Here is a 25,930-nt window from a genome sequence, read left to right as displayed (position 1 = left end):
GTCACTCTACAAGTGGCACTAGACGCTGAGTCATTCTAGGTTTGTCTGGTTTATTTAAAGCGAACTGAATATCACCAAGTTCTGCAAATGCGATTTTCTTTTTGGCTCGAGTGAACGCAGTATATAGCCAACGTTTTGTGCATACCGATGACTTTTCGCATACTACAACCACTGTATCAAAACCTGCCCCTTGGCTTTTATGTCCTGTTACCGCATATCCCAGTTGAGGTCCTGAATTTACGAAATCGTCATAAGACAGAGTGATCGAACCAATTCTCTCCATGTTCAAATGGATACCTTCAGCATCATGTTTTACGAAAATGCCGAAGTGGCCATTTAAAATACCCAGTTTGTGGTTATTTTTAGTAAACAGTAGCCGGTCATTCGAGTAAATTTGATTACCCAAGAATGTGAATATACTGAATCCACTTTTTACTCGCAGCCTTTGTATACGGCGATTTATTTTTGACGCCGTTACATTAGTCGGGCATAAAACCATAGCTCCATGAATTAATGCATAGGCTGCAATATCGTCTAGGTTTGGTTTAATTATATCGACATGTCTATTTGGAGAAGGTTTAAAGCCAGCCAATATAGCATTCGCGGCGTTAGCAATTTCATCGGATTCCGCCCGGAAAACCTTTGTCAATTTGGCGGTTGGAAAGTATGAAATGGCTTGTTCAAAAAACCTTCCATAACCAACAGCTGAAAGTTGATTGCGATCCCCTACAAAAACTAGTTTCAGCTTATCCAACCTAAGCTTGGAAATATAATACAACTCTTGAACACCAAGCATACTCGATTCATCTACAACAAGCAGAGTATCGGGAAGTACTTTAATATCGCCATTTGAAACACCGTAACGCAATTTAGCTAAAGTGTACGCTTCAGAATTGCCTGTGGCTTCGATGATTCTATCGACAGCGATACCGCTCAATGCGGTCCCAATTACGTTGAATCCAGTAAGACTCTTATAAATCCAACTTATTGCATTTATCACTTCCGTCTTACCAACGCCTGCGCCTCCTGTTATACAACTAACATTATTGTTAAGCGCCAAATGAACGGCAATATCTTGCTCCTGAGTTAAAGCTATTCGATTTATCGTTTTGAATAGTTCCAGCTTTCTCGTTATCTCATAGTCATGAAATCTTATTGATCGATTAGCAGTTATTTTCGTCAGAAATTGTCGAATCGAAATTTCCATTTCATAAAAAGCAGGATTTGTAATATAACCACTGTCGAAAATGATGGCTTTTGTCTCGATACCGATTGATAAAGCCAGTTCTCCATCTACTTGATAATACTCGGCTTGCTCAACAAATTTATCTCGATGCATCAGGCTGCTAGCAGTTTGCTCTTGGTAATTCAGCAGGATTTCATTGCTCAACGCACTGATTCGACGTCGGTCGTTCATTGGGAGTTTTAAACTTTTGGCAATCTCATCGGATGCATCAAACCCAACAATTGGCACCAGCTCGAATGGGTCATCTTCTATACGCTTGACAGAAGATTCCCCAAATACAGTCAACGCAGAGTGAGCACTCTTAAACGACAAGCCAAGTTGCATCAGTGCTAAAATCAGCTCATTCTCAGTCTTGTAAGACTGCCAGAACTCTATAAGCCTATCGGCTAGCGACATTCCAATGATACCTTCAAGTTCAGTTGAGTCAGAACAAACTAAGGCATCCAGAAATCGGTGAGGCTCACGATTAAAATGCATTTCTAATTTATTAAGTTTCTGACTCCCCAATCCCTGTATTTGGTTTGTTCTCTGTTTTCGTAGGAACTGAAAGATGTCATGCTCATCTACACAACATAGTTTCCAATTTGTCGCATCAAGGATAAGACCGTATTCACCTTTTCTAACAACTCCCCTAACTTCAATTAAATCACCAAGTCCAGGGGCGTCAATTTCGGCTGGAACGTGTACCTCTCGACGTTTGCTATTGAAGCTTCCGTTTATCCTAAGCTTTTTGTAGCCTGGAGAAACGGAAGTAACAACCAAGCGGATTGTTACCCATCGATTAGCACTCAACTTAATTCCTCAAAATCATCAAACAAGACTATTTTATAACCCGAAGAGATATAAGCATCAGCTTCATTTTTTTGACTAAGAGTCCTTTCTAGCTTTTTTATTTCATAGACCAACGAGTTGTTTTTTGCTTCTGCACGAAGTAGTAACGACTCTAACCTGTGAATTTCTCGGTCCTGCTTATCTAAGATTTTCTTGAGCGCTTTCAAATCAGGGCTATCACTCTGTCGAACAAAACTCTCATGCACCAAGCCAGAGTCAAGTCCTATATGCTTAATGGCCCAATTCAGTATATTAATTGTATCTTTAGCACCACGCTCCTCGTCGAGAGCTTGTCGGTCAAATCCCGCCAGTTCTGCCAAAAGTGACTTATTGACATCCAATGTGTTCTTTCGAGCTGGAAGCTTATGCCCGTTCTCTATAGCTGACTTAAGAAAAGCGACTAACTTCATCGCATTATTGCTCTTTGCAGTTTGAAGCGTTAGTTGAGTCAGCTTATTTTGATCCATACTTCGCACCCGATTTATTCAGATACCTAACGAAGTCTGCAAGATATTTACTATCAGCAATTTTTTTCGGTATAGCTCCCAGCCCATCATCAGCAAGAATGAATTTTGAACTACTGTTTTCATTTCTCAAGCCAATACCAAATCGCTGATCTTCCAGGTATTGCAGCAATAGATTTAACGCATGAGCAGTATATTCAAATTCCTTCTGAAAATTACTTTCCTGCTTTTTCTCAGTTATTCGAACTGAATTTTCAGGTTTATTAAAAACAAATCCCGATTCTTTGTAATCGTCACTCAGATAATAAGTAATTTGAGTTTTTGCGTCTCTTAACGCTGCCGAAGTTCTGTCTATCTCGCCCTTTAAGCTGCTAATTTCTGCATCCTTTGCTTCGATTAGCTGTTCAAGCTGACTAGTCGAATAGTTGCCCATTGCATCAGAAGATAAAAACAAGCTTCTTTGCTGAAATTCGTCTTTCAACTTTTCAACGTAAACTTGTTGACGAGTAATTGTTGTTCTATGACACCCTAAATACTCGCAACAGTCAGCTAACAGATCTTCAAAGCGATCAAATTTCATTCGCTTGGGCAGAGAATTAATAAAGTCCTCAATTGCATCTAGTTTTGCTTGTATACGATTTTGTTGAAATGACTTGAAGTTATTCGTACCTTTTTTAGCTCCCATTTGTAAGCCCCTTCAACTGAGGGAGTATGTCCGACCTACTCAACTCATCAAAAGTCAGTTTATTTTTACGCATAATTGCAGCTATATGACCGGCAACAACGTCAATCTCGCTGAACCTATCTTCACCAAATTGAACACGACCATGTACAAATCTTCTCGCTGCTATTTCAACTTTTGCTAAAAAGTCTCCCGATGTGAATTGCGGGTAAGCTTTGGCGTCAACAAGGCGAGATAGAAAACTCTGAATTTCATCTTCGCAATCTAGAGAAATTTTAAATGCATTTCTGAGTAAATCTGGATCTCTACAAACATACTCTCCCTGCGCTTGATCTTTTTTAGCATGCTGCTCAAGTGTATTAATGATAAAAACACAAGCCGATATTTCTAACCTATCATTTGTAAGACGGTCATCTATGTTTTCTAGCGTTTGTGAAGAAACATTCCGATGCATTGCATTTTTCAAAACTCTTTGCTTACTTTTTGACTCAAATTCTAGACTACGAGCCTTGGCTTTTAGACCCGGAATGTGGTCAAGACCAAACATTGCAATGGGGCATATAGCACATCGTCGTTCTTCTTTGATTATGTTCAAAACTTCAATTGGACACATCCCCCCAACTGGACAAACACAATCATCAAAAACAGCTATATCTGCTTTATTCTGAGATTTTCTAAAAATTTCAATACCATCTTTGCCACCATACTCCCCCAAGTCTGGAATTTTAATTGAGATTAAGTGCTGCGACTTTATTGCACCTTCAACCGAAGTGTTAAGGGCGTCTCTCATCGCAGAGTGTTTAGCGCTTGGCTTAATCGCATTGTCACCATTTAATAATTTAGTCTGTTCTTTCAGCTCTCTGAAAGTAAGCCCGTTTCTTATTGCTTTGTCTGCGGCTTCTAATCTTTCAAGTCGGTCTTGTTCGTACTCTCCCTTAGCATAATGATCAACCATTTGAGAACTGGACCAGCCTTGCTGTGCCATAAGAATTCCATCACGTACATAAAATCGCCGCATCACAGTGTAGGTGTTTCGCACAGCATGAGGGGTATGAACAGGTCGATAGATTAGCTCACTTGCAACTGTTTCATACTCACGTCCCTTTGCATCAATATATTTTGTACGAATTATTTTAGGATCTCTGATATTGTCTTTTTTACCTTTCTTTCTGCGACAATCAGTGTAGTAAAATCTATGACAATCCTCTGGTCTTCCGGCAGAGCGGCAATACTTGTTGTATTCCAAATCTACAAACATGATAAACCTCAACCAACGTTCTTTGTACGCACTGTCACTAAAAGGCTTATTAACACTAGGATTATTGAAAAGAGGGGTAATCCCTTTTGGATAGGTTCCATCATGCTCATTATCTTCATAAAAAGTGGATACTGGCTTTGACGGAATTTGTTCAAGTTGAAACTTTTTTTCGAGCAACAGTGATTTAAATACGTGAGATGGTATAGCTACCTCTCGATGCGGATTTGTTTTATCTACAGTAATATGTAAATTTGAAAAGTATTGTTCTATTGAAGTATTGAATTGATCGAACAACGTTATATCTAACCATTGGGTATTTTGTATCCTACTACCAATATGGATAGCTGTTCTTAACATTCTAAATGCACTGTTAAATGCATAAACTCTCATCTCTCCGTTTTCTTCTAGTTCAACAAGACTGAGCAGTGATGGGATTTCGTCAACCTCAATTATATTACCGTCAATTTTTAACTTAAAGCTTAACCCCAAGTCAGAAAGTATTATTTTTCCTTGATTTTTTATCAGATCACTTTGAAATCTTTTCCCATCGATCTTACCATTTAGTATCGACTGCTGAATTCGGTAGTTTATATATTCGAACTCGTCAAATGCAGCAAGTACAAATGGCATGACTTTTCGAGGAAAAGAGACTTTATCGGTTGAAATCCGTTTACCTGAACCTTCTTTGTCGTAGTTTTTTTTTACAGGATTATCAAATGTATTATCGATAAGTAATTCATTGTAGCTTTCTTTGTCAGAGTGCTCAGAAATGACATAGTCAAAAAAATCGCTGCATGTGTTTATAAATGACGATAATGTAGCTTTAGATCTTCTTAACTTGTAGAATTCTATCGCTGTCAGTGGCGGAGCTGGTCTATTCTTAGCCTTTTTTAAGGGTTCATTAGACCAAAAAGCCCATCGTTTGAAATCTGATATTTTGTATGGAACTTGTATATCCGGATGATTATTTAATTCTTGATACCAGGGTAAATATAGAAAAACATAGTCAACTAGAACCAAAATATTTCCACGTCTAATTTTATTTGTCGTAGACGCTATTCCACTCGAAACTTGATACAAATCGAAATATTCGATTGCACTAATCCAATTAGAGAACATATCTGATTGTCTTATTTTTTCTCGCCCTGGATAAAGATCTATATTATTTAGAAATCCCCACCAATTCCCGGTTCCATTTACGTGCTGAACAGAAAACTTCTTTTTCTTCTGTGGTACAAGTTCCGAGTATTCCAATACTTTGTTTTCTGATGCCAATTTTTTTAATTTTTGGACAATTGGATTTCTGACGAATGTTCCGTAGTGCTTACGCTTCTGATCCTTTCCGTAAGCTTTAAAATCTGAGTGATATTCAGTGAGCTGCTCTATATTCAGTGTTGCTATATGTCCACTTTTATCTAAATGCATAGCGGAGGAAAGTGCCTCGAAAGCCTTGAGACTTTTTTCTGAAAACTGACATTTTTCGTGATGCAAAACAGCTGTAAGTATTCCCCTAAAGTTAGTGTTAGTTTGTGTAGCTTTAAACCCTGTTCGCACAGCGTCCCAAACCTCGCTGAGAGATATATCTTCTACCGAATTCCAATCTGACATTAAGATTAATCTCTTAGTGTTGCCTTTAAACTTTTTATCAGAATTTGTAAACGACCAGAGTTTATTTGGGATTAAAGCTGTATGGTCAAAGTTCACTAAACGCAAGAAGCTCTGATTGAACTTCCATGACAGAACTAAATCGCTATGCCCCCACAGAAATAAATAAAGGAGTCCGCATCCTTCTCGAAAGCTTTTAAAATGCCGATCTGTAGGAAACGAAACATCGAGAATTTTTTCAAGCTCTTCTTTTTCCAATGGTTCTACATACAAAGCGATATATAACTCTCGCAACATTTCTTCATTAAAGCGAATCTGCGTAGCATAAAATTGAAAAGCGTTGCGACCGATATCATCTGCCCTAGAAAGAGCTGCATAATTGTCTGGCACTTTGCCCCTGACACTTTCTAATGCTGAGAGTATTTCCTTTAGTCGAAGAGAGAAATCATCAGGAAATAAATTAGCATTGGTAACAATCAATTCATCAGCAGTATTAATCACTGGTAAAGTCCTTAAATATAATTAGGTGGAGTAACACGAAAGGCTTTCTATTCACTCAAACTGCAAAGTGGCGCGTAGGCAAACAGGAATTAAGTTCAACTGATTCAGTCAGTTGCATTGCTTTGTCCAAATGCCATTTTGCGACCATTTGATTTAAGTTTTCTGGCTGTTCTCCACGTAACTCTCGGTCCAAGATTTCCATTTTCATCAGAATCTTGTCTTGTCTTTGACGTGCATATATCGCAGTTGAAAATGGTGATGCGTGTCCCATCATTAGCTGTACTTCGGAATCTGAAAGGCCTATTTGCCCTCGTTCGAAGTCGGGAAAGTCATTTTTAAGAAATACGCCATATAAATGGCGAAGCGAGTGAAGCGTAAGCTCTAGATCTAACCCAATACGATTTTGAGCGGCTCTGAATGCTTCATTTAGCGTTTTGTTTTGCGCCTCAAAAAGTGGTTGCCCATATTCATCGTCAGTTTCTTTCAGAAAAACTAAGCCATCAGACGAAAATGGTGGTTGGTATTTTAGCTTGAGGAGTGCATCAAAAAGGATATCTTTCAAAATCGGAAGCAGGTATACATTCGCAGTCTCTCTTCCCTTCCAAGCTAACTTATGCGAACTATGATAATCATGCGATCCTCTTAAGTTATTGGGGTCCTCAATTCGAATGCGTTTATTTTCGAAGTCTACTAAGTCCCATTTTAAGACGAGTGCTTCGCTTTGTCTGAGGCCTCCCCCAGCCATTAACGCCCAAAACGCTCTGTCACGAATGTTTTCGGTGCGTAACAGCAACTCTTCGATGTGCTCGATCGGAAAATCTTTCGCAGAGCCTTTTCGTTTGTTTTGAGATTTGCCAACTTGCTGTAAACGAGAACCTCTTCGAAACTTTTTAATTTTTCTAAGATTTGCGCCGAGAATTGAATTCTGCTGTATTCTCCTAATTTCATGCATAGAAACCGACTTTTCGTGCTTTAGTGCTGCAAAAAGCTCAACATTACCATCAGGCTTTTCACCTAGAACTTCGGCGACATAACTCTTAGTATTTTCAGCAAGATCAACAACGAATTCTAAAAAGTAATTTATCGCTGCCAGTGCTTCACTTGTTGATTTCAGAGGCTTACGACCAAGCGACTTGGCAGCTTGCTGTAAGTACAACTTACTACTTTTTTCTGCTTTCTCTAAAAGCTCTGGATAATCATGGACAACCTCGTTCAAGACACTTTCTTCGGGAACAAGCTCAGACAGTAGTACTCCACACTCAATTAAGTAATCTATGAAGCGAGCTACATGGCCTCTGTACGCAACTCGAGTTTGTTGCGAGGGGTATCTCTCAAAAAGTTTGTCCTGGTATTGTGTAAAAACATCTATGGGCATTGAATCCGATGGCTTTCTCACATCAATCAGTCTTGATTTTCCGTTTGGCATTGGCACTAAAAGACAATTTTTCATTACGTTAAAAATCTGCTCCATTAAAATACTGCAAAAATATAGTTAGCAAAAACTTAAACGTCAATAGTGTTTGCAGCATTTAAATACTGCACTTTCACTTGACTCAGTGACAAACGCCATACAATATAAAAAGTGGTATATTAAGTGTGGAAAATCTTCGAGCGGACACGCTCTTAGGTTTTTCTTTCCTATTGATTAAAAAGGTAAATTTATGGGTTTCAAACTCAAAGATATTGCCGATATACGCCTTGGCCACCCTTTTAGAGGCTCAATAAAGGGCGACGAGGATGGCGATGTCCATGTGGTTCAAGTACGTGATACCAATGACTCAGGCGAAGTGAATGGTTCGAACTTGGTGAGAACATTTCTAGCCGGGCGTAAAAAGCCGGATTGGTTGCAAAAAGACGACATTTTGTTCGTCGCTAAAGGTGCAAAGCACTATGCCGCGTTCGTTGAAGAAGGTGCGTTACCCGGACAATCAGTGTGCTCCCCTCACTTTTTTTTAGTAAGGGTAAAACCTAAGAAACACATCATTGCTTTACCGGCCTTTATTGCCTGGCAGCTTAACCAAATACCAGCGCAACGGTATTTTTTTAATAGTGCTGAGGGATCGCTGTACGTCAGTATTCGAAAGCAGGTTCTTGAAGATACTCCCTTAGTGTTGCCCAATATAGAAAGGCAGCGCCAATTAATCTCAATGCAACTATGTGCATTGAACGAGAAAAAGACATTGCAAAGATTGATTGAGAATCGACAACAACAAATCAATGCCATCGCGAAAAATGAATTAGAGCCGCACAGCGGCACAGGCCGAGTTTAGGAAAATATATGACAGATTCAGCAAACAACTCAAATGAACTGATTGATCAACTGGACACCATTGTTCAACCTGAAGTAAACAAAGCTGTATGGGCCGCCTGTGACACGTTCAGAGGCGTTATCAGTGCCGATACATACAAAGACTTCGTGCTTACCATGTTGTTTCTCAAATACATCTCTGACGTATATCGCGATGAGTACAACAAGCTAACCGAACAGTATGGCGATAACCCAGACCTCATCAATGCAATGATGGGTAAACAGCGCTTTGTGTTGCCAACTGGAACTAGCTTTTGGGATTTACATGAGCAACGTCACCAGGCTGGCAATGGCCAACGCATAGATCAGGCCCTTCACGCGATTGAAGAAGCCAACGGTGGCAAGCTAAAGAATGTGTTTCAGGACATTATGTTCAACACAGATAAGCTAGGTCCAGAAAAACAAAAGAACGAACTGCTACGTCATCTGTTAGAAGATTTTGCGAAAGATTCGTTAGACTTTCGCCCAAGTCGAGTAGGCGGATTAGACTTAATTGGTAACGCTTATGAATACCTGATTAAGCACTTTGCCGCTGGTAGCGGCCGCTCCGCAGGAGAATTCTATACACCACCAGAAGTATCCGACTTACTGGCAGCAGTGCTAGACCCGCAAGAAGGTGACCAAATATGTGACCCGGCTTGCGGCTCAGGTTCTTTGCTAATGAAGTGTGGTGCAATCGTGCGCAAGAATTCAGGCTCAAAGAAATACGCCCTCTTCGGGCAGGAAGCCATCGGTTCGACCTGGGCCCTGGCAAAAATGAATATGTTTCTTCACGGAGAGGACAACCATCGCATTGAATGGGGAGACACAATCCGTAATCCACTATTAAAAGAAAAAGACGGTTCAGGCTTAATTCATTTTGATGTGGTAACCGCAAACCCTCCGTTTAGTCTGGACAAATGGGGATTTGAAGACGCGAGCAATGATCATTTTGGCCGATTCAGAAGGGGGATTCCTCCGAAGACCAAGGGAGACTATGCCTTTATCAGCCACATGGTCGAAACCCTCAAACCTGAGACTGGCAGAATGGGCGTGGTTGTGCCACACGGCGTACTTTTCCGCGCATCATCTGAAGGAAAGATTCGTCAGCAATTGATTGAAGAAAACCTGCTGGATACCGTGATTGGCCTGCCAGAGAAATTATTCTTTGGAACTGGCATTCCTGCTGCCATCCTGATTTTCAAGAAGCACAAAACCGATAACAACGTGCTGTTTATCGATGCCAGCCGCGAGTTCAAATCAGGCAAAAACCAAAACCAATTAACACCAGACAATATCCGGAAGATCATCAACACCTACAAAGCCCGTGAAAGCATTGACAAGTACGCCTATCTAGCCAGTTTCGAAGATATCAAAGAGAACGATTTTAACCTCAACATCCCTCGCTATGTGGATACCTTTGAAGAAGAAGCCGAAATTGATTTGGTTGCGGTGCGTAACGAACGTGTTCAACTGAAAAACGAACTACAAGCCCTTGAAACAGAAATGGAAGGTTATTTAAAGGAGTTGGGTTATGGTGCCTAATGGATGGCGAAAAACAGACCTATCTACTTTTATTAGCATCAAACATGGGTTTGCCTTTAAAAGTGAATACTTTAGTGAGTCTGGTGACTATATCCTTTTGACTCCCGGCAGTTTTTACGAAGTTGGTGGCTACAGAGACCAAGGAGCGAAGACTAAGTACTATGTTGGCGAGATCCCTGACTTATATTTGCTATCGAAAGGTGAGTTATTAGTTGCTATGACTGAACAAGCAGCAGGGTTGCTAGGAAGCACCTTGTTTGTGCCAAAAAGTAATGTTTATTTGCACAACCAACGTTTGGGAAAAATCGTCATTGAGGCTCATGAACAAATAACTAAAGAGTTTCTTTATCTCACGTTTAATGCTCCTTATGCTCGCAAACAGATTTCTTCGCAATCTACAGGAACAAAAGTTAAGCATACGTCTCCAGATAAACTAAAATCTGTGGTCTGCCTATTACCTCCCATCGATGAACAACGCAAAATCGCCGAAATCATATCTACCTGGGATAAAGCGATTAGCACCACCGAGTGCCTAATCGACAACAGCAAGCAGCAGAAAAAAGCCCTGATGCAACAACTGCTCACAGGCAAAAAACGCCTACTAGATGATTCTGGCAAGCCGTTTGAGGGTGAGTTTATGCGGCTTAGTATGGGCGAACTCGCAAATATAGATAAAAACTCATTGGGTAAAAAAACGCCCAATGACTATGAATTTAATTACATTTCCTTGTCTGATGTCGAAACGGGAAAAATTTCTCAAACGCTGGAAAAACATCAGTTTTCATCATCACCATCAAGAGCAAGAAGAGTAATTAGTGACGGTGATATTTTATTAGCGACAGTACGGCCAAACCTACAAGGCTTTGCAAAGGTTAAAAAAGAACACGACGGCATGATTGCCTCTACAGGTTTTTCCGTTTTAACCCCAAAGAAGCAAGTATCAGGTGACTACCTTTACCACTACATATTTAGCTGTCATATCACAGGACAAATAAATGCCCTCGTCGTTGGTTCTAATTACCCAGCTATCAACTCTTCTGATGTTTCTGGACTAAAAGTCTACATTCCCTCATATGAAGAGCAGGTCAAAATTGCAAATGTTCTAAACAACGCAGATGAATCTTTGAGAATGTTAGAAAGACAACTTACCGACCTAAAACAAGAGAAAAAAGCGCTAATGCAGCAGTTGCTAACGGGTAAGCGCAGAGTGAAAGTTAATTAAAAGGAGTTGATGTCATGAGTGAAGATAAAAAATTAGCAAAAGACTACCTTATATTTAGACAAGGACAGGAGAGCTTATTTGGTGAGAACGATAGTGTTCAAGACGGTATCGAGAAAATCAGGAGCAAACTCTCTGATCTTACCAACATTAAAAATCTTCACTTTTTGTTGGGCGCTGGCGCAAGTTCTGACGCCATACCAGCAATGGCCCCCCTCATTAAAAATGTGACTGAACGGGTAGAAGCTCAGCAAACTATGACGCAGTTAGCTTTTCATCAAGACGAGCTGTCACATGATGATTTAAAAAACCTTTTCAAATCTGCTAAAGATGTTTCTCCAAACAACCTTGAAAACATACTTGGCACGCTGTACTCAAAGCGTGAATACCAAAAAGGTGTAGGTCAAAAAGATAGTCTCAATGATTTCCTAATCAACCTTATTGAGTCTGAGATCTACTCATCTATAAATATTGATTGTACTTCCGCGCAGGCCGAGCTTTCGCTCGACTTGTATAAAAAACTCTACCAGAAATTGGCTCTCAGAAACAAAGATTTGGCCAGAGTTAACGTATTTACTACTAACAATGATTTGCTGAGTGAGACAGCGTTGGGATTTCTCAACATCAACTACAATAATGGGTTTAGCAGCGGCCTCTCTCGCACATTTAACCCTGCAAGATTCTCTTATACCTTTTCCAGAAAGGTTGATCCTAGTGTTGAGAAGTATGAACCATTGGAAAACATGGTTTATCTGTTCAAACTTCACGGTTCGATTAGCTGGATAGAGTCTGATGACAATTCATTTTTCAACATTAAAGAAATCGATGTCACGCCAAATGAACAACCAAGCGACAAGAACGTACTGATTTATCCAACACCATTGAAACAAAACAAGAGCCTAGGCTCACCCTATGCCGATTTAATCAGAGAGTTTCAGAATAAGCTGTTGCTGCAACATGGTGTGTTAATCGTCATCGGATACAGCTTTAGCGATGAACATATTAACAATGCCATCTACTCAGCGCTGGCGTCTAATTCCAGCCTTAGCGTGATCATTTTTGGCAATTATCACCCAACAGAAAACCTCACCAGACTAACCGACCGGCGAATCTATCAGATATCAGGAGAGATAGAAGTCCCTGTTGACGGCGGGGCGGCTCCACAAAAGGAAAAAATACATTATTTCAATTATATCGTAAATAATTTCATCCCCGATTTAGATCGCAGTAAGGATAGCGAAATACTTGAAGAATTTATCAAGTCTATGAAGTCAGTCGGGGATAAAAAATGAAGATTGGGAAGATCACTTCAGTTAACTTCAATCAGTTTCGGGTTAAGATTTCTTCTGACATCAGGGGGAATTCCGTAAATCTTGCAGGTGTGGTCTATTACTTTGGCAACATTGGTAGTTATCTAAAAACCACAAACTCAGTAGGTGAACAGTTAATCTGCGAAGTTGTGTCAATCTTCGACAGCGATATGAAATTAGATTCAGCCGCTTACGACATAGATAGCAACCGCGAGCTGTTATTGAAACCAGTTGGCACTATCACCAGAGCTGGAAAATTTAATCTTGGGGTCGGAATTTTCCCTGGAATTTATAGTGAGGTAACTGTTGTTACGTTTGAAGATATGGAGCTTATTCTTCATACCAGTAAAGATAAGGCACTGGAAAACTCTGTTCATCAAAGTTTTTATCTCGGCGAGAGTAAAAACTTAATTAACTATCCAATTGATATTTCGATTAACTCATTTTTCAACATCCACTCGGCAGTCCTTGGAAACTCTGGAAGCGGTAAATCAAATACAATCGCTCACATTATCCAAGACATCCACAAGAAGAAAGATAACTCTGCCATTGGCTCGCGGATTTTGATTTTCGATGTAAACGGCGAATACAAGAATGCTTTTACAGGACATGAAACAGGCCCGAATTTAAAGGTAAGGCTGCTAAAACCCAACATTGATGCAGCAGAAGATGGCTTTGAACCATTTTATCTACCTCACTTCCTCATGAATATTGATGAGTGGAGTGCATTCCTGATGGCGACTGATGCGACCCAACGTCCATTCTGGGACAAGGTGCTTCAGGAAAGCTATAAGTTTTATATGATCTCAACTCGCGATGGGGAGCAGCGGCAGAAGCTAATTAACTATCTTAGATTTAAGATATGTAACCTACTCCATACACTGCATGCTCAGGGGGATAGTGAAACAGCCATCATTACTGCTGCAAAAAGTATCATTTATGGAATTGTTAACCTCATCAAACTTGATGAAAACCTAAACAGAGCATGTACAGGTGAAGGGATTCTAACTGACTTAGAGAACCTGTATTCCAGTTGTACAATCAACTTTGGTGAAAATAAAGACAAGCTGAAGAATGCCTTGCAGCTAGTCAGAAACAAAGTTAACGATGCGACTCTTCGAGAAGTGATGGATTTCAGAGCGTCTGGTGAAGAGTACTTTGATTATCGCTTTTTAAAACAGGCTGCAAATTTAACCTTGCTGGAAGAAGATGCCAGAGGCAATGGGCGCGTAAGGGAATACACATCTACGATGATGACAAGATTAGACTTTTTCTTGGACAATCCAGATTGTGCTTTTATGCGGCAAGCACCAATTGGGACAACCAATATCAATAATTATCTTGATTGGTTGTGGCAATCAAATTTGACCGTCCCAGCTCAAACAAATATGGTGATTATCGATACCAGCGAGCTTTCCAAAGATGCTCTAGAGACATTAACCTCGGTAACTTCAAGAATAAACTTTTCTTCAAGAAGAAAGCTAAAAGGTAACGCGAGACGTGAGAAACCAATACATCTTGTTCTAGATGAGGCTCACCGTTACATTAAAAAAGATTCGAAGTATCTTCTGCGTGAGAATATTTTCGAGCAAATTGCCCGTGAAGGCAGGAAATACGCATTATATTTGCTGATATCATCTCAACGCCCCTCAGAATTATCTGAGACAGTTCTATCACAATGCTCCAACTTTATTATCCACCGAATACAGAATGAAATAGATATGAAGTACGTCTATGCCATCCTCCCGTATTTTTCAGATGACTTCGCAAATAAAATTAAGCAATCGGTTCCAGGAGAAGCTTTAATATTTGGCAACTGTGTATCGATGCCCCTGCATGTCAGAATAAAACAGGCATTCCCAGAACCTAACAGTGAAAACTGCAAAGTTCATGAGGAATGGTTTAAACCCTATACACCGCCACCGCCACCGCCACCGCCACCGCCAAAACTATCCGCTATTGCTGGAGGTGACAATGCAAAATAGTACAGTAAACTTCCAAGAAGAATTCAGTTCAAAAATCCCTGCACTAGCGCTGCTTAGTAACCTTGGGTACGACTTTATATCCCCAGCTGAATGCGAGCTGTTGCGCGGTAATCAGCTATCAAAATCAGGAAAAAGCTCATCGCAAGTCATTTTGCAGTCCGTGATGAGAAGCTTTCTTGCCAGACAGCATTTTTCTTTTGCCAGTAAATTACACCTGTTATCTGAAGATGCCATTGACAAAGTAATGCATGAGCTAAGCCCTGCAATGAATTTAGGGTTACAGGGTGCGAATGAAAAACTCTATAACGCATTGATGTATGGGATAAGCGTGACAGAGTTCATTGACGGTAAAAAGGCGTCGATGACGGTTCAGCTAATTGATTGGAAAGAACCGAAAAACAATAGCTTTCACTTTACCGAAGAGATGGTTGTACAAAATGCTGAGGGCACAGGAAATCGCATTCCCGACATCGTATGCTTTGTAAATGGCCTTCCCTTTGTTGTGATTGAGGCAAAGCGACCAGACTCCAAGAAAGAAGGCAAATCCACCTGTTTTGAAGCGGTATCTCAACATATTCGTAATCAGAAACAAGGTGAGATACCTCACCTTTATGCTTTCAGCCAACTGCTATTAGCGGTTAATGGTTATGATGGGTTGTATGCCACGTGTGGGACACCTGAAAAGTTTTGGGCTAAGTGGAAGGAAGAAACGATTCCTAAAGCTGAATTTATTCGTTTAAAAAATAAAAAGCTGGAATCTGACAAACTTGATAGTCTTTTTGCACACCGACCCCGATCGGCAAAAGATGACTACTTATCACTTGTTCACACAGGAGATTTAACGGTAACAGACCAGGATAGATTGATTGTCAGTTTACTTTCTCCTGAGCGTTTATTAGAGATGGTCCGGTTATTTGTTTTGTTCGACAAGAAAGCCGGAAAAATTGTTGCTCGCTACCAACAAGTCTTTGGCATTAAAGCCATGCTTGAACGTATTAACACCTTTGATGAAAAAGGGGCTCGAGAAGGCGGTGTAATCTGGCACACCACTGGTAGCGGTAAGTCATTCACCATGGTGTTCTTATCAAAGGCGCTGATTTGGCTGGAGTCGTTAGCCAATTGCCGTGTCATTGTCGTCACCGACCGGGTAGATTTAGAAGATCAGCTTAGTCGCACCTTTTCCTCTGGGGGTGTACTCACTGACAGAGACAAGAAGTCTGCTATGGCGACTTCAGGCCGTCGTCTTGCTGAACAAATTGGTACAGGGAATGAACGGGTTATATTCTCTATTATCAATAAGTTTGGCTCAGCGATTAAACACAAAATTTGTTTTAACGACAGCCCGAATATACTTGTTCTGATAGACGAAGGCCATCGGAGCCAAAACGGTGAAAATAATATCCGCATGCAGCAGATGCTTCCCAAAGCGTCCTTCATCGCCTTTACCGGTACACCATTACTGAAAGACGATAAAACCGAAAATAAATTCGGCAAAATCATCCATTCATACACAATGCAGCAAGCTGTTGAAGACAAAACAGTAACCCCTTTGCTTTATGAAGAACGCATTCCTGAGCTAAATGTGAATGACAAAGCGATAGATGCCTGGTTTGACAGAAGTACAAGCAAACTGACCGACGAGCAAAGAGCAGATCTCAAGCGAAAGTTTTCACAGAAAGGCCAGATATATCAAACCGAAGGGCGTATTGACCTGATTGCTTACGATATCTCTGACCATTTCCAGAACTTCAAGCGTCAAGGATTGAAGGGCCAACTGGCTTGCGATTCTAAGGCCTCTGCAATTCGTTACAAAGAAGCTTTAGATAAAATAGGCAAACTAACATCTGTTGTTGCGATGTCTTCTCCTGATACCCGTGAAGGCCATGATGCCGTAGATAAGGAAAGTAAAGACATTGTTCAAAACTGGTGGAAAAGTAATGTGGGTTCGAATGACGAAAAAGCCTACACAAAAGCCATCATTGAAGAATACGGGCGTGATGACGGCCCCGATTTAATGATTGTTGTGGATAAGCTGCTTACTGGATTTGATGAACCTAAGAATACGGTGCTTTATATTGATAAACCGTTGAAGGAACATAACCTCATTCAAGCAATTGCCCGAGTTAACCGATTACATAGTAAAAAGCAATTTGGCTATCTCATCGACTACCGAGGCATCTTAAAAGAGCTCGATACAACAATCGAAAAATACCAGGACCTCGCAGAACGCACTCAGGGCGGGTTTGATATTGACGACCTTAAAGGTCTGTATAATCGAATGGACACCGAGTATAAAAAGCTTCCGGGCCTGCACAGTGATTTGTGGCAGATATTTAGTGCAGTTAAAAACAAACAAGATGGTCCGGCTTTACGTCAGGTTCTTGCCCCTAAAATTGAAGATGTCGAAGGTCAGTTAGTTGATAGTAAGCTGAAAAAACGAGACGACTTTTACTCTGCTCTGACAGCATTTTCGAACTGTATGAAAGTAGCTTTACAATCAGCGACTTACTTTGAAGATAAATCATTCGAAAGTAAGCGAGAGCTATTTAAAAATGACTTAAAAATGTTCGTCGCTCTTAGAAAGCAAGTACGTGAGGACGCGAACGAAACCATCGATTACGATGAGTATGCCGAAGATATTAAGAGCCTGTTGGATAAGCATATCGCTGGTATTGAGATTAAGGAGCCTGACGGCGCATATTTGGTCGGTAATCTTGGGAAAAATGTAAAGCCCACTGATATGACGGATGATGAAGCCCGAAACCAGACGGATAAAATCACAGGTCGCATTACTAAAATGATCGAGCAAGATTTAGCCGATGATCCTTACGCACAAGAGTATTTCTCAAAGCTTTTGAAAAAGGCAATTGAAGACGCAAAAGCGATGTTTGATGCCCCGGTTAAACAATACATCTTATTCGCTGATTTCGAACAGGATGTAAAAGATCGCAAAGTTCCGGATATGCCGGAGGCCTTCCATGATGAAAATGGCAAACTCAATAAACACGCTCAAGCCTATTATGGGCTATTTCAACACCTATTCGGTAAAGATTACTTTAGCGATAAAGGAATTAGTGATGAACAACTAACCCAATATGCATTCAGTATTGATGAAGTGGTTAACAATGCTGTTGCGGAGTATTCAATTAATCCTTCTGAAATCGACAATGCGATTAGTATGAAATTGTTGCCAATGTTGTTTGCAGATTTAGGGGTTCAGGATGCCCAGAGCTACATCGAGGAAGTACTAAAAATTACTCGCCTTGGGATTTCGCGCAGTTAAGCCGTTGTAGAAATGATGAAGAAAGCTTTCTCAGCCGAGATTCAAAAGAGTACGTGTGAAACCGGTGTGTTCACCTATGGTGGTGAGATTATTCATTACGACATTATCCGCAGAGCCATATCGAGCACTTCTCGAGCCAGAAAAGTTGTGATCAAAGTTCACCCAGATCAGCGCGTAGTTGCTACTGTTCCTGACGATGCCACTACTGAGTCCATCAATAATGCCGTATTGAAACGCGCCAGATGGATTTGGGATAGCATTCGAGAGTTCGCTTCTCAAAAGGACTATGTGTTTGAGAAACAGTACATAAGTGGCGAACCTATGTTTTATCTAGGTAAGAGATATATGCTCAAGGTTATCGAAGACAGTGAACTGGTCCCGAGTGTAAAGTTATCCAGAGGAAAACTGAACGTAACGCTGAAGGCAAATATGCCCAATAAACAGCAAACCGTTAAGGGACTTTTGAATACCTGGTACAAACATAAAGCAAAAGTAACCTTTCATGAGCGTTTAAATGAGATGTTACTTAAAGCCACCTGGGTAGAAGGTCTGCCACGATTCCGAATAATGGCCATGAAAACTCAATGGGGTAGTTGCTCAACCCAGGGTAATTTGATGTTAAACCCTCACCTGGTAAAAGCGCCTAAAGAGTGCATTGACTATGTAATTTTACATGAGCTTTGCCATATCGCCGAACATAACCACAGTGAGAAGTTTTGGCGTTTGCTGACCCAAGTAATGCCTAACTGGAAAGAAGTAAAAGCCAAGTTAGATGATATGGCAGAGTTCTATTTGAATGAGTAAGATTGGCCAGCGAATTATTGAAGGAGTTGTAAAAATGGAAAATTCTGTAGTACTTTCAAATTAGAGCATTGATGTGATGTGACCCTCTACAACTTATACCCTCAGTATCCCTTAGTAATCACACTAGTACATCTTAGTGTGCATATTCCGGCCGGATCTGAACAGCGATTCCGGAAACACTTGAACGCCTATTCCGGATTTATTTAGTACAGTTTTGAGCCGATTTCTGGAATCGGTGCTCAAGTACACCGGAATCATTTCAACGCATTGATATCACTATTAATTTGATAAGTTAGCTTCTGTAATTCTCTCTCGGAGAGAGTCGGAGTCTGCGTCATTTTCGCTCGCCTCCACTACTCAGCAACGATAAAGATCTCAGACGCGTTACAACCAGACTTGACGAACAAAGCAGGTGTATTTTCCTCAGGAATTCCTTCTAACATTAATGCAGCTTTGGCTTGATTAAACGACTTTTCTACCGATAAGCCAAACCCCAAAGAAGAATAAAATTGTGCCGAAAATATTTGAGCAGCAAAGTCAGTAATTGAAGTATTCATCCCGATCGCGCACTCAATGTATTTAGTGACATTGCTTGCCTGATTCTTAGAATGGCAAGTATTGAAAAAAACCAGCCTTAGATCCTCGTTGGCAACACTCATTGCTTGGACGATTGACTCCATAGAAACTAGTTTTGTATTTGAGTTATTATCCATAAGTACAAGTTCATCATTGGAACTTCCATGTCCACTAAAATGAACAATTGTGGGTTGATACTCGTTAATATACTGAAGTATGTCTCCAGGTCTTACTGCCCAGCAAGATTCAAGTTTAACTGCATCACGGTGACGTGATTTAGTAATCATTTCTTTAATAGATCTTACTTCTTCATCTAAACCCAACTGCCCCTGATCTCTAGGGTTTGAGGCGAGGAAAAGTACACTGACCTCATCAGGGAGTTCATTGAGTAAGCTAATGGCATCTGAATGCTCAGTTAGAGTTTGATTTACTGTACTCAAAGCCTTTTTTTGCTCACGTTGGTACTTTATCTGTTGCTGTTGTTGCTTTTTCGTTTCTTTTAGACCTTCGTTGTCCAACTTACGTTGTTCAGCTTGAAGCTCTCTATTTTTCCTAGCAATTTTAGTTTCTAACTCTGCGATTTTCTTTTCAACCTTAGCTATATCATTCTGATTTTTATAAATTTCCTTACGCCGACTATTGATGGTTGTCGCTGATTTAGAAGAGTTCATCTGACGAGTAGCAGTTTGAATTTTATTGTTAAAGCCAGTAATTTTTGCTAACTCTTTTGCTTTTTGCTCGGTTAAACGAGCAATTTCATCTTTTTTGCGAGCAACACTCTTCATATATGTATCGATCAACGCCATATGTGTGCCTTGCTATTTACTGTTTCTAGTTGATAGGTTATTGCCCAAAACAGAAGCAATACCACATCGTCTAAAATATGGAACAAAGGCCGGGTGCTTACGTTTTTTCTGTCCCGTAGCCTTAGTTTGGATGACGCTACTCTTTGCCTGGAGGTGTAGGGTTATTTGCTGGGCTGTCGCCGCTGCTAGCCGGAGTGTATCCCCCTGTTGCCGGAGGACGGTTTGAAGTTCCTGTTGGTTGATAACCTCTTTTTTCTGGTTGATAACCATTGTTTTGTATTTTTTTATTATCTGACATGACTAGTTTAAATCCCTTAATTCAATGTGTGAAATCTCACTACTTAAAATAATTACGCCTTTAGTTCGGTTTTTTCTTCGAATAAAAGCCCCGTCTTCATCTAATAACCAAGTTTCTTCAAGATAAATCTGCTCAGGCGAGGGAGCGCTAGATGAAAATGACTTATTTGAATACAAGCCGCCTATAATAGTACCGTCTTTTAGAATTACTTTAACCCAGTACGACTCACGTTGCTCAAAAACCCAGTCCCATGGCTTAGATGTTGGATGTGGAGCATTTTTCTGGAAGAAATCTCGCGTTCTAATATATTTCCATATTAGAGGCCAAATTACAGGAAATAGGAATAGTACGCAAAAATAGAACAAAGCAGTATAGCCAAGAGAGCTAACCTCACTTTTGCTGAAAAAGTAAATCGGAGCGAAAAGAATTGAGTAATTAATACAGCTGTAGGCAATAGCATCAACCAGCATAGATGACGCAGGGCGTTCTGTTCCAGGGAATATCAGTTGATAAACCTTAATACTAAGGAAACCTGGAACCACGAAGCCGATGAAAAGTAATAATTTATCTGTATCCCAAATACTCAAAAATCCTCCTTGTACTCAAGCTTATTACAGAAAGAATCATAATAGCATTCGTTTGCAATGAAACGATCAATTCTTCATTTACAATTTATATTGGGAAAAATTAATCTTTCCATTGTGCGGTGAGCTCTTATGGAAAGTCATCTCAAATCCTTAGCTTCACTCGTAGATTGAGCCTACATCTAATCTGCGTTACGCGTTTGATCCATTTCTTTAGCTAAACTCTGAAAGGCTTTGGCAAGAAGTTTCTTGTGAGCGAGTGAAGTGCTGTTTGTCCGCTTCACTAACCCAGCCTTTAATTGTTTTTGTTCTTCAACGTCGCATCTTTTAGTCGAAATACAGGAGGACGCGTCAGCAATAGATGTTTGTTTTACAAATTTTTTTATATTCATCATCTTTATTTTTGTTCATCGAACTTTCTAAATTGATTAGTCTGGGTTCTACGTAAAACGGGTTAGTTCAAAGCATCCTTAGTAGACGCTAAATACTTACTACGCTATTCGAAAACTGCTAACAACTTCGTTCTTCTTGCCGCTTTATGAGTTGAGCAATAAGCTTAATTATATCGGCAGCGTCTTCCGCGTTAGCAGTAACAACACCATCAGTGCCATAAAAATAACTCACAGAGCCATTTGTCGCGACAACACAGCCTGCTAGAGGATTATCCAATAGGGTTTTGCACATAACAGCACAATGGTTCAGGGTATCTGCCATTACCTATTCCTTTATAAAATAGAAATAACTTTTTGAATAAATTCATAAAAGTGCTTTGTGGACCTCATCAAACAGGGATGCTTGACGAAGAAAATGCGCCGCTCGTTCATTAATCAGTAATATTAATTGATCTAAGTTTTCCAATTCAGCTTTTGACATTGATTGATCTGAACAAAGCTCCGATGTTGCAAAAAGTTGGCAGTCGAGAGCAACTTGTTCAACAGCTTTTTGTAGCTGTGTTGGGGTTACATTCACCTCTTCAGCAAATGAGAGCAGATGAAATGCAGTAATACTGCCCGAATCAAACTCATCACCAATTGCCATGGCTAAATCAGTATCTAGATTCTTGTTTCGTCTAGATTCAAACATAATCGATAAAATATCGTAGAATGGGGCCAGACTAATACCGGTTGTATCTATGAAAAAACTGATGTTCTTACCGTGAGCATCACTATTTCCGACTATGAGATTAAAAAGAACCCAGGAAAGAATCTGCATTACATTTTGATGAGAAAAATTTTGCTGGCGTGCAAAAGCAAAAAGCGCCTTCAAACTTGCGCCATCACGGCAATGGGCTACATCAGGGTGGCGACCAAAAATTTGTTCGTATTTATGTTCAGGCGGCAAGTTCAAAGCTTGGCAAGCATCGATAATGTGGCATTTGTGTACATTACCATTGGACAATGCCTCTCTATCGAATCTCTCAATTAAAATAGCGCTGTGCTTGGACTTTCCGTGTGAATCAAAAAAACGAAGTAACTCAACAGTAGCTACTTCAAGGCCTATGGCCTTGGCCAAACGCATACACAAGAGCTCGTTCAATATAATTGTGGAGTGCTCTTCTTCTGCAAATTTGATGATATGAGTAGATGGAAACTCTTTGTTTGCCAACCTAAATGATCCGTCGCCCTTATGGTGTACGTTTAGTTTTTTTTGAACCCCTGCCACATTTAATCTGAACTGATTGCCCCAGATGACCACATTTGAGAATGTATCTAGTCGTCCGCATAGCTTTTGATTAGTCACTTGGCGGCTTGGTACTGAATGTATTTCACGACCTTCAAAATGTAGAATGCCAGCGCTCTCTACCTGAACATGATTTAGTATTTCTAAAATAGATAAGCGCGATACATTAAATGTATTGATGAGACATCGTAATCCAGTGCCTTCGGGGAGGAGATTCCGGATAAAACGGTTAACGTCACGATCTTCGATAGGACCGTCAACTCTAATGTAAGGCGAGATATCGAACCCGCATCTAATCCAGTTCTCGTCATAGCTAAATGAACACTCCGTCGACGAACTAAATGTTAAAACACCTACTTTCTGCTTTTCAGCGTAGACATCAAACGTATATGGCTCATTGGCTAGTGCCTGTCCCTCTGCGATCTCTTGTCTTAATTTAGGATTGGTCATCAATTACTTTGCGACCTTGTTATGCTAATGCATCTAATTCATCTTTCAATCGAACTTTTTCGACTTTAGACCATTGCTCTTGCATCTTTTCTAAAGTCCTGCATAAGTCAACTTCCTGAAGTTTTTTTATATTACCTTCCTTTAATTTCTCTAGTTTAGAAGCGACTACTGATTCGTTTTTCCAAATGAAGAAATTATTTAGCTCTTGTATGTCATTTTGAATGTCGATCCTCTTAGACCAAAGACTCTTGCCATTGATAAAACTGAAAATATGGTAATGCACAGCACCATGGCTACTCGTGAGTTTATAAGCCGACCAGCCATCCGGAGTTATATCACAATCTGAGTTGAGTCTTTTCAACATTAAATCAATCCCTCGTTCACTGGGTAAACCAATCTCTATTACTAAAAACCTTCCTGTGATTGGGAATTCGCCAGATAGCAACGCTTCTCGTATATTAAGTCGATTTTTAGTTCGCGGACCCATTGTCCCCAAATTGGGGACAAAAGGCAATAGCCTCATAATGCAGCTATGATTACGCATATAAACCAGTCGCGTTATGAGGCTTTGATAAAATGGCTCATAAATGCAAGAAAAGAGCGAGGATTGACGGTTCGTCAGTTCGCTGCACTTATTAATGAATCCCATCAATTTGTAAACAAGGTTGAGACACAACAACGTGCGCTAAAAATCACCGAGTATGTAGATTACTGCGAAGCTTTAGGGGTAAGTCCTGAAGAGGGACTCAAGTTGCTAAAATCTCAAAAGTAGTCATCTAAAGTTTTATGGCCCCACTATGAGCTAGTGCAACTCAGCAAAGCTTGGAGTTTGTGGTTTTCTAAATTATCTACTAGTTACTTTTGAATTCGTTAAATCCCCGACCACAAAACCAATCACTATTCAGCACTAGCCCTCATAATAAGCAGCAACTTCCAAAGAAAATTGAAAGTTAATTTTTGAGAATATATTTAAAACTGTCTCTATGAGATAATAAATACGCAACTTCATGCATATTTAATTGAGATGCAAAATGAAGCGTGTCTAAGAAGATGATATACACACATACACAGTAATGAGAAAATCAGCCCATATTAACGGTTCGATTCCAGCTGGGGACGCCATTCTGGCTAGCTGAAACTCAAAATTAAGTAAAACTTCTTATACACTTGTTCCCCTGTCGTCATTTTTATTTCTTCTACTTTGGTTGTAATTTAATCGAATTAGGCAATACTCTTTAAAACAGGAGAGCAGTATGACTTTCGATTTCCCCCCAACTGAAGAAACCGGCGACGATGCTGAAACACCTAATGACTCAGTATTCACGGAAGAAGAATGGGTTGCCATTGAGGCATTGTCTGAGCCCGGCGCTATTTTCTAAACGATGAAATTTTAAAAATAGTCCCCATCTCAATTACAATTGCCGATGCGAAGCCTAGCGTTACTGCCCCGCAGTATGAATGCTTTACAATAGACCATCAGGTACAAAATAACGTATAAAGAGCAATATAGAAGTTAGTGTGGGGGTTAACATGAGCCAATTTGAACACGACGATATCGATTCGTTTTTTGCAGAGATGCAAGATGTAAAACCTATCGCTTCAGATGATAAGGCTGTTTTACACGACCCTGAGAAGGCGCTCGCCGAAAAACAAAAAAGAGCAGCTATAAAGTTAAGCGTTCGCGAGAAACTCGCTAATCCACTGAGCATGGAAGGTGTAAAGCCAGTACCTCCTGATGACTTTATACATTTCCAGCAGCCAGGTATACAAGATGGTGTGTTTAAAAAACTGCGTCTTGGTAAATACCCTTTGGAAACCAATTTAACGCTATCAGGAAAGACTCTAGAGCAAAGCCGCGACCTAATTTATAGCACCATTAAGTCAAGCCACGAACGTGGGGTTCGTGCCCTGCTCATAAAACATGGAACGGGTGAAAATAGTAAGCCATTTCCAGCATTAAAGAAAAGCTATGTAAATCATTGGCTACGTGAACTTGATGAAGTGATTGCCTATCATACTGCGCAACCCATGCACGGCGGGTTTGGTGCTACATATGTGCTTTTGAAAAAGCATCCGCAGCAGAAATTGATTAACAGAGAAAAAAATAAGAAAGGATAAAATAATAAACAAGTTTTGCAGGCTTCGGCTGTGCATTTGGTTCGTCTCGTTTTAAGTTTTTCTTTAAAACGTAACACGCCAAAAACTTTTTCATAGCCCCAATGATTAACGCCCGTATCAAGTAACTTGATACGGGCGTTAGAATTTTTCTTTCAGACTACTTAACTGAAGACAGCACACTTAGCGTTGTTGGAGCTTCGGCAGACTTCGCAGATGTGCTAAAAACAGCAGTTACGAACATCAGCACTACAGCTACAGCCACTCCGGTTAAGCCAAACCCTTTTGAAGAACGATTCATTGGTCGTCTCTTATTATTAAAACCAGTTGGCAGATGCCATTCACTGGTACAACCCTAACTCAACTCCTGTAACCTAATCGCATTCCCTGCTTGCACTACA

The 25,930-nt window shown here is 40.3% G+C and carries 22 protein-coding genes; 10 read left to right on the top strand and 12 right to left on the bottom strand.

Going from position 1 to position 25,930, the window contains the following annotated elements:
• Nucleotide 1: 1 nt before the first annotated feature.
• From E5672_RS02095 to E5672_RS02075, 5 genes are read right to left on the bottom strand one after another with little or no spacing between them, the layout of a single operon-like run.
• Entirely contained in the window at nt 2–2,038 is a 2,037-nt protein-coding gene (locus E5672_RS02095; RefSeq protein WP_136780707.1) for an ATP-dependent DNA helicase, read from the bottom strand.
• Nucleotides 2,035–2,544, bottom strand: coding sequence for a hypothetical protein (locus E5672_RS02090; RefSeq protein WP_136780706.1), 510 nt, complete (start codon nt 2,542–2,544; stop codon nt 2,035–2,037). The genes E5672_RS02095 and E5672_RS02090 overlap by 4 nt, the downstream gene beginning before the upstream one ends.
• On the bottom strand, nt 2,531–3,226 hold the full coding sequence (locus tag E5672_RS02085) for a hypothetical protein (RefSeq protein WP_136780705.1): 696 nt from the start codon (nt 3,224–3,226) through the stop codon (nt 2,531–2,533). The genes E5672_RS02090 and E5672_RS02085 overlap by 14 nt, the downstream gene beginning before the upstream one ends.
• Nucleotides 3,216–6,587: a hypothetical protein gene (locus E5672_RS02080; RefSeq protein WP_136780704.1), complete on the bottom strand. Its 3,372-nt coding sequence runs from the start codon at nt 6,585–6,587 to the stop codon at nt 3,216–3,218. Before E5672_RS02080 ends, E5672_RS02085 begins: the two co-directional genes overlap by 11 nt.
• Nucleotides 6,588–6,642: 55 nt before the next feature.
• Entirely contained in the window at nt 6,643–8,058 is a 1,416-nt protein-coding gene (locus tag E5672_RS02075; RefSeq protein ID WP_136780703.1) for a tyrosine-type recombinase/integrase, read from the bottom strand.
• Between the two features lie 190 nt (nt 8,059–8,248).
• On the opposite strand from E5672_RS02075, the gene E5672_RS02070 reads away from it, so the two are divergent.
• From E5672_RS02070 to E5672_RS02040, 7 genes are read left to right on the top strand one after another with little or no spacing between them, the layout of a single operon-like run.
• The gene (locus tag E5672_RS02070; RefSeq protein ID WP_136780702.1) at nt 8,249–8,857 is read left to right on the top strand and encodes a restriction endonuclease subunit S; all 609 of its coding nucleotides are present in this window, start codon (nt 8,249–8,251) and stop codon (nt 8,855–8,857) included.
• A gap of 8 nt (nt 8,858–8,865) precedes the next feature.
• Nucleotides 8,866–10,419, top strand: coding sequence for a type I restriction-modification system subunit M (locus E5672_RS02065; RefSeq protein WP_136780701.1), 1,554 nt, complete (start codon nt 8,866–8,868; stop codon nt 10,417–10,419).
• Nucleotides 10,412–11,641, top strand: a complete 1,230-nt coding sequence (locus E5672_RS02060; protein WP_205676465.1) for a restriction endonuclease subunit S — start codon at nt 10,412–10,414, stop codon at nt 11,639–11,641. Before E5672_RS02065 ends, E5672_RS02060 begins: the two co-directional genes overlap by 8 nt.
• Nucleotides 11,642–11,655: 14 nt before the next feature.
• Nucleotides 11,656–12,930, top strand: a complete 1,275-nt coding sequence (locus tag E5672_RS02055; protein WP_136780699.1) for an SIR2 family protein — start codon at nt 11,656–11,658, stop codon at nt 12,928–12,930.
• Nucleotides 12,927–14,933 (top strand): ATP-binding protein, encoded by a 2,007-nt coding sequence (locus E5672_RS02050; RefSeq protein ID WP_136780698.1) that lies wholly within the window; start codon nt 12,927–12,929, stop codon nt 14,931–14,933. The genes E5672_RS02055 and E5672_RS02050 overlap by 4 nt, the downstream gene beginning before the upstream one ends.
• The gene (locus E5672_RS02045) at nt 14,923–18,216 is read left to right on the top strand and encodes a type I restriction endonuclease subunit R (RefSeq protein WP_136780697.1); all 3,294 of its coding nucleotides are present in this window, start codon (nt 14,923–14,925) and stop codon (nt 18,214–18,216) included. Before E5672_RS02050 ends, E5672_RS02045 begins: the two co-directional genes overlap by 11 nt.
• Nucleotides 18,217–18,228: 12 nt before the next feature.
• Nucleotides 18,229–19,020: a M48 family metallopeptidase gene (locus E5672_RS02040; protein ID WP_136780696.1), complete on the top strand. Its 792-nt coding sequence runs from the start codon at nt 18,229–18,231 to the stop codon at nt 19,018–19,020.
• 353 nt (nt 19,021–19,373) lie between these two features.
• Here E5672_RS02040 and E5672_RS02035 read toward each other — a convergent pair whose 3' ends face one another.
• The 6 genes from E5672_RS02035 to E5672_RS02015 all read right to left on the bottom strand — a co-directional run bounded on the left by E5672_RS02035 (nt 19,374) and on the right by E5672_RS02015 (nt 23,859).
• Nucleotides 19,374–20,402 carry a CHAT domain-containing protein gene (locus E5672_RS02035; protein ID WP_136780695.1) on the bottom strand — a complete coding sequence of 343 codons (1,029 nt, stop codon included), beginning with the start codon at nt 20,400–20,402 and terminating at the stop codon, nt 19,374–19,376.
• Between the two features lie 136 nt (nt 20,403–20,538).
• Nucleotides 20,539–20,700 (bottom strand): hypothetical protein, encoded by a 162-nt coding sequence (locus E5672_RS19775; protein WP_161569369.1) that lies wholly within the window; start codon nt 20,698–20,700, stop codon nt 20,539–20,541.
• A 2-nt stretch (nt 20,701–20,702) separates the two neighbouring features.
• Nucleotides 20,703–21,287, bottom strand: coding sequence for a DUF6338 family protein (locus E5672_RS02030; protein ID WP_136780694.1), 585 nt, complete (start codon nt 21,285–21,287; stop codon nt 20,703–20,705).
• 507 nt (nt 21,288–21,794) lie between these two features.
• A complete protein-coding gene (locus E5672_RS02025; protein ID WP_136780693.1) occupies nt 21,795–21,998 on the bottom strand; it encodes a hypothetical protein in 204 nt (67 codons plus the stop codon).
• Nucleotides 21,999–22,040: 42 nt separating this feature from the next.
• On the bottom strand, nt 22,041–23,414 hold the full coding sequence (locus E5672_RS02020) for a HipA domain-containing protein (protein ID WP_136780692.1): 1,374 nt from the start codon (nt 23,412–23,414) through the stop codon (nt 22,041–22,043).
• Between the two features lie 19 nt (nt 23,415–23,433).
• Entirely contained in the window at nt 23,434–23,859 is a 426-nt protein-coding gene (locus tag E5672_RS02015) for a hypothetical protein (RefSeq protein WP_136780691.1), read from the bottom strand.
• Between the two features lie 87 nt (nt 23,860–23,946).
• Between E5672_RS02015 and E5672_RS02010 the strand changes: the two genes are divergently transcribed.
• From E5672_RS02010 to smrA, 3 genes are all read left to right on the top strand, one after another.
• Nucleotides 23,947–24,186 carry a helix-turn-helix domain-containing protein gene (locus E5672_RS02010; protein WP_136780690.1) on the top strand — a complete coding sequence of 80 codons (240 nt, stop codon included), beginning with the start codon at nt 23,947–23,949 and terminating at the stop codon, nt 24,184–24,186.
• A gap of 481 nt (nt 24,187–24,667) precedes the next feature.
• Nucleotides 24,668–24,793, top strand: coding sequence for a hypothetical protein (locus E5672_RS20070; protein ID WP_258312595.1), 126 nt, complete (start codon nt 24,668–24,670; stop codon nt 24,791–24,793).
• Between the two features lie 151 nt (nt 24,794–24,944).
• Complete coding sequence (gene smrA / locus E5672_RS02005; protein ID WP_136780689.1) at nt 24,945–25,532, top strand: DNA endonuclease SmrA; 588 nt, start codon at nt 24,945–24,947, stop codon at nt 25,530–25,532.
• Between the two features lie 157 nt (nt 25,533–25,689).
• Here smrA and E5672_RS19845 read toward each other — a convergent pair whose 3' ends face one another.
• Nucleotides 25,690–25,830 carry a hypothetical protein gene (locus tag E5672_RS19845; RefSeq protein WP_012517588.1) on the bottom strand — a complete coding sequence of 47 codons (141 nt, stop codon included), beginning with the start codon at nt 25,828–25,830 and terminating at the stop codon, nt 25,690–25,692.
• Between the last annotated feature and the right edge of the window lie 100 nt (nt 25,831–25,930).

This window comes from Alteromonas portus, assembly GCF_005117025.1.
Classification (GTDB): domain Bacteria; phylum Pseudomonadota; class Gammaproteobacteria; order Enterobacterales; family Alteromonadaceae; genus Alteromonas; species Alteromonas portus.
The sequence above is the reverse complement of the archived record's forward strand: the minus strand, read 5'-3'. Positions and strand labels throughout refer to the sequence as shown.

Excerpts from the sequence above, each read along its gene's own strand:
- E5672_RS02090 (WP_136780706.1), bottom strand. The coding sequence starts at position 2,544 with ATGGATCAAAATAAGCTGACTCAACTAACGCTTCAAACTGCAAAGAGC.
- E5672_RS02085 (WP_136780705.1), bottom strand. The coding sequence starts at position 3,226 with ATGGGAGCTAAAAAAGGTACGAATAACTTCAAGTCATTTCAACAAAAT.
- E5672_RS02075 (WP_136780703.1), bottom strand. The coding sequence starts at position 8,058 with ATGGAGCAGATTTTTAACGTAATGAAAAATTGTCTTTTAGTGCCAATG.
- E5672_RS02070 (WP_136780702.1), top strand. The coding sequence starts at position 8,249 with ATGGGTTTCAAACTCAAAGATATTGCCGATATACGCCTTGGCCACCCT.
- E5672_RS02065 (WP_136780701.1), top strand. The coding sequence starts at position 8,866 with ATGACAGATTCAGCAAACAACTCAAATGAACTGATTGATCAACTGGAC.
- E5672_RS02055 (WP_136780699.1), top strand. The coding sequence starts at position 11,656 with ATGAGTGAAGATAAAAAATTAGCAAAAGACTACCTTATATTTAGACAA.
- E5672_RS02050 (WP_136780698.1), top strand. The coding sequence starts at position 12,927 with ATGAAGATTGGGAAGATCACTTCAGTTAACTTCAATCAGTTTCGGGTT.
- E5672_RS02045 (WP_136780697.1), top strand. The coding sequence starts at position 14,923 with ATGCAAAATAGTACAGTAAACTTCCAAGAAGAATTCAGTTCAAAAATC.
- E5672_RS02040 (WP_136780696.1), top strand. The coding sequence starts at position 18,229 with ATGATGAAGAAAGCTTTCTCAGCCGAGATTCAAAAGAGTACGTGTGAA.
- E5672_RS02035 (WP_136780695.1), bottom strand. The coding sequence starts at position 20,402 with ATGGCGTTGATCGATACATATATGAAGAGTGTTGCTCGCAAAAAAGAT.
- E5672_RS19775 (WP_161569369.1), bottom strand. The coding sequence starts at position 20,700 with ATGTCAGATAATAAAAAAATACAAAACAATGGTTATCAACCAGAAAAA.
- E5672_RS02025 (WP_136780693.1), bottom strand. The coding sequence starts at position 21,998 with ATGGCAGATACCCTGAACCATTGTGCTGTTATGTGCAAAACCCTATTG.
- E5672_RS02020 (WP_136780692.1), bottom strand. The coding sequence starts at position 23,414 with ATGACCAATCCTAAATTAAGACAAGAGATCGCAGAGGGACAGGCACTA.
- E5672_RS02010 (WP_136780690.1), top strand. The coding sequence starts at position 23,947 with ATGATTACGCATATAAACCAGTCGCGTTATGAGGCTTTGATAAAATGG.
- E5672_RS20070 (WP_258312595.1), top strand. The coding sequence starts at position 24,668 with ATGACTTTCGATTTCCCCCCAACTGAAGAAACCGGCGACGATGCTGAA.
- smrA (WP_136780689.1), top strand. The coding sequence starts at position 24,945 with ATGAGCCAATTTGAACACGACGATATCGATTCGTTTTTTGCAGAGATG.
- E5672_RS19845 (WP_012517588.1), bottom strand. The coding sequence starts at position 25,830 with ATGAATCGTTCTTCAAAAGGGTTTGGCTTAACCGGAGTGGCTGTAGCT.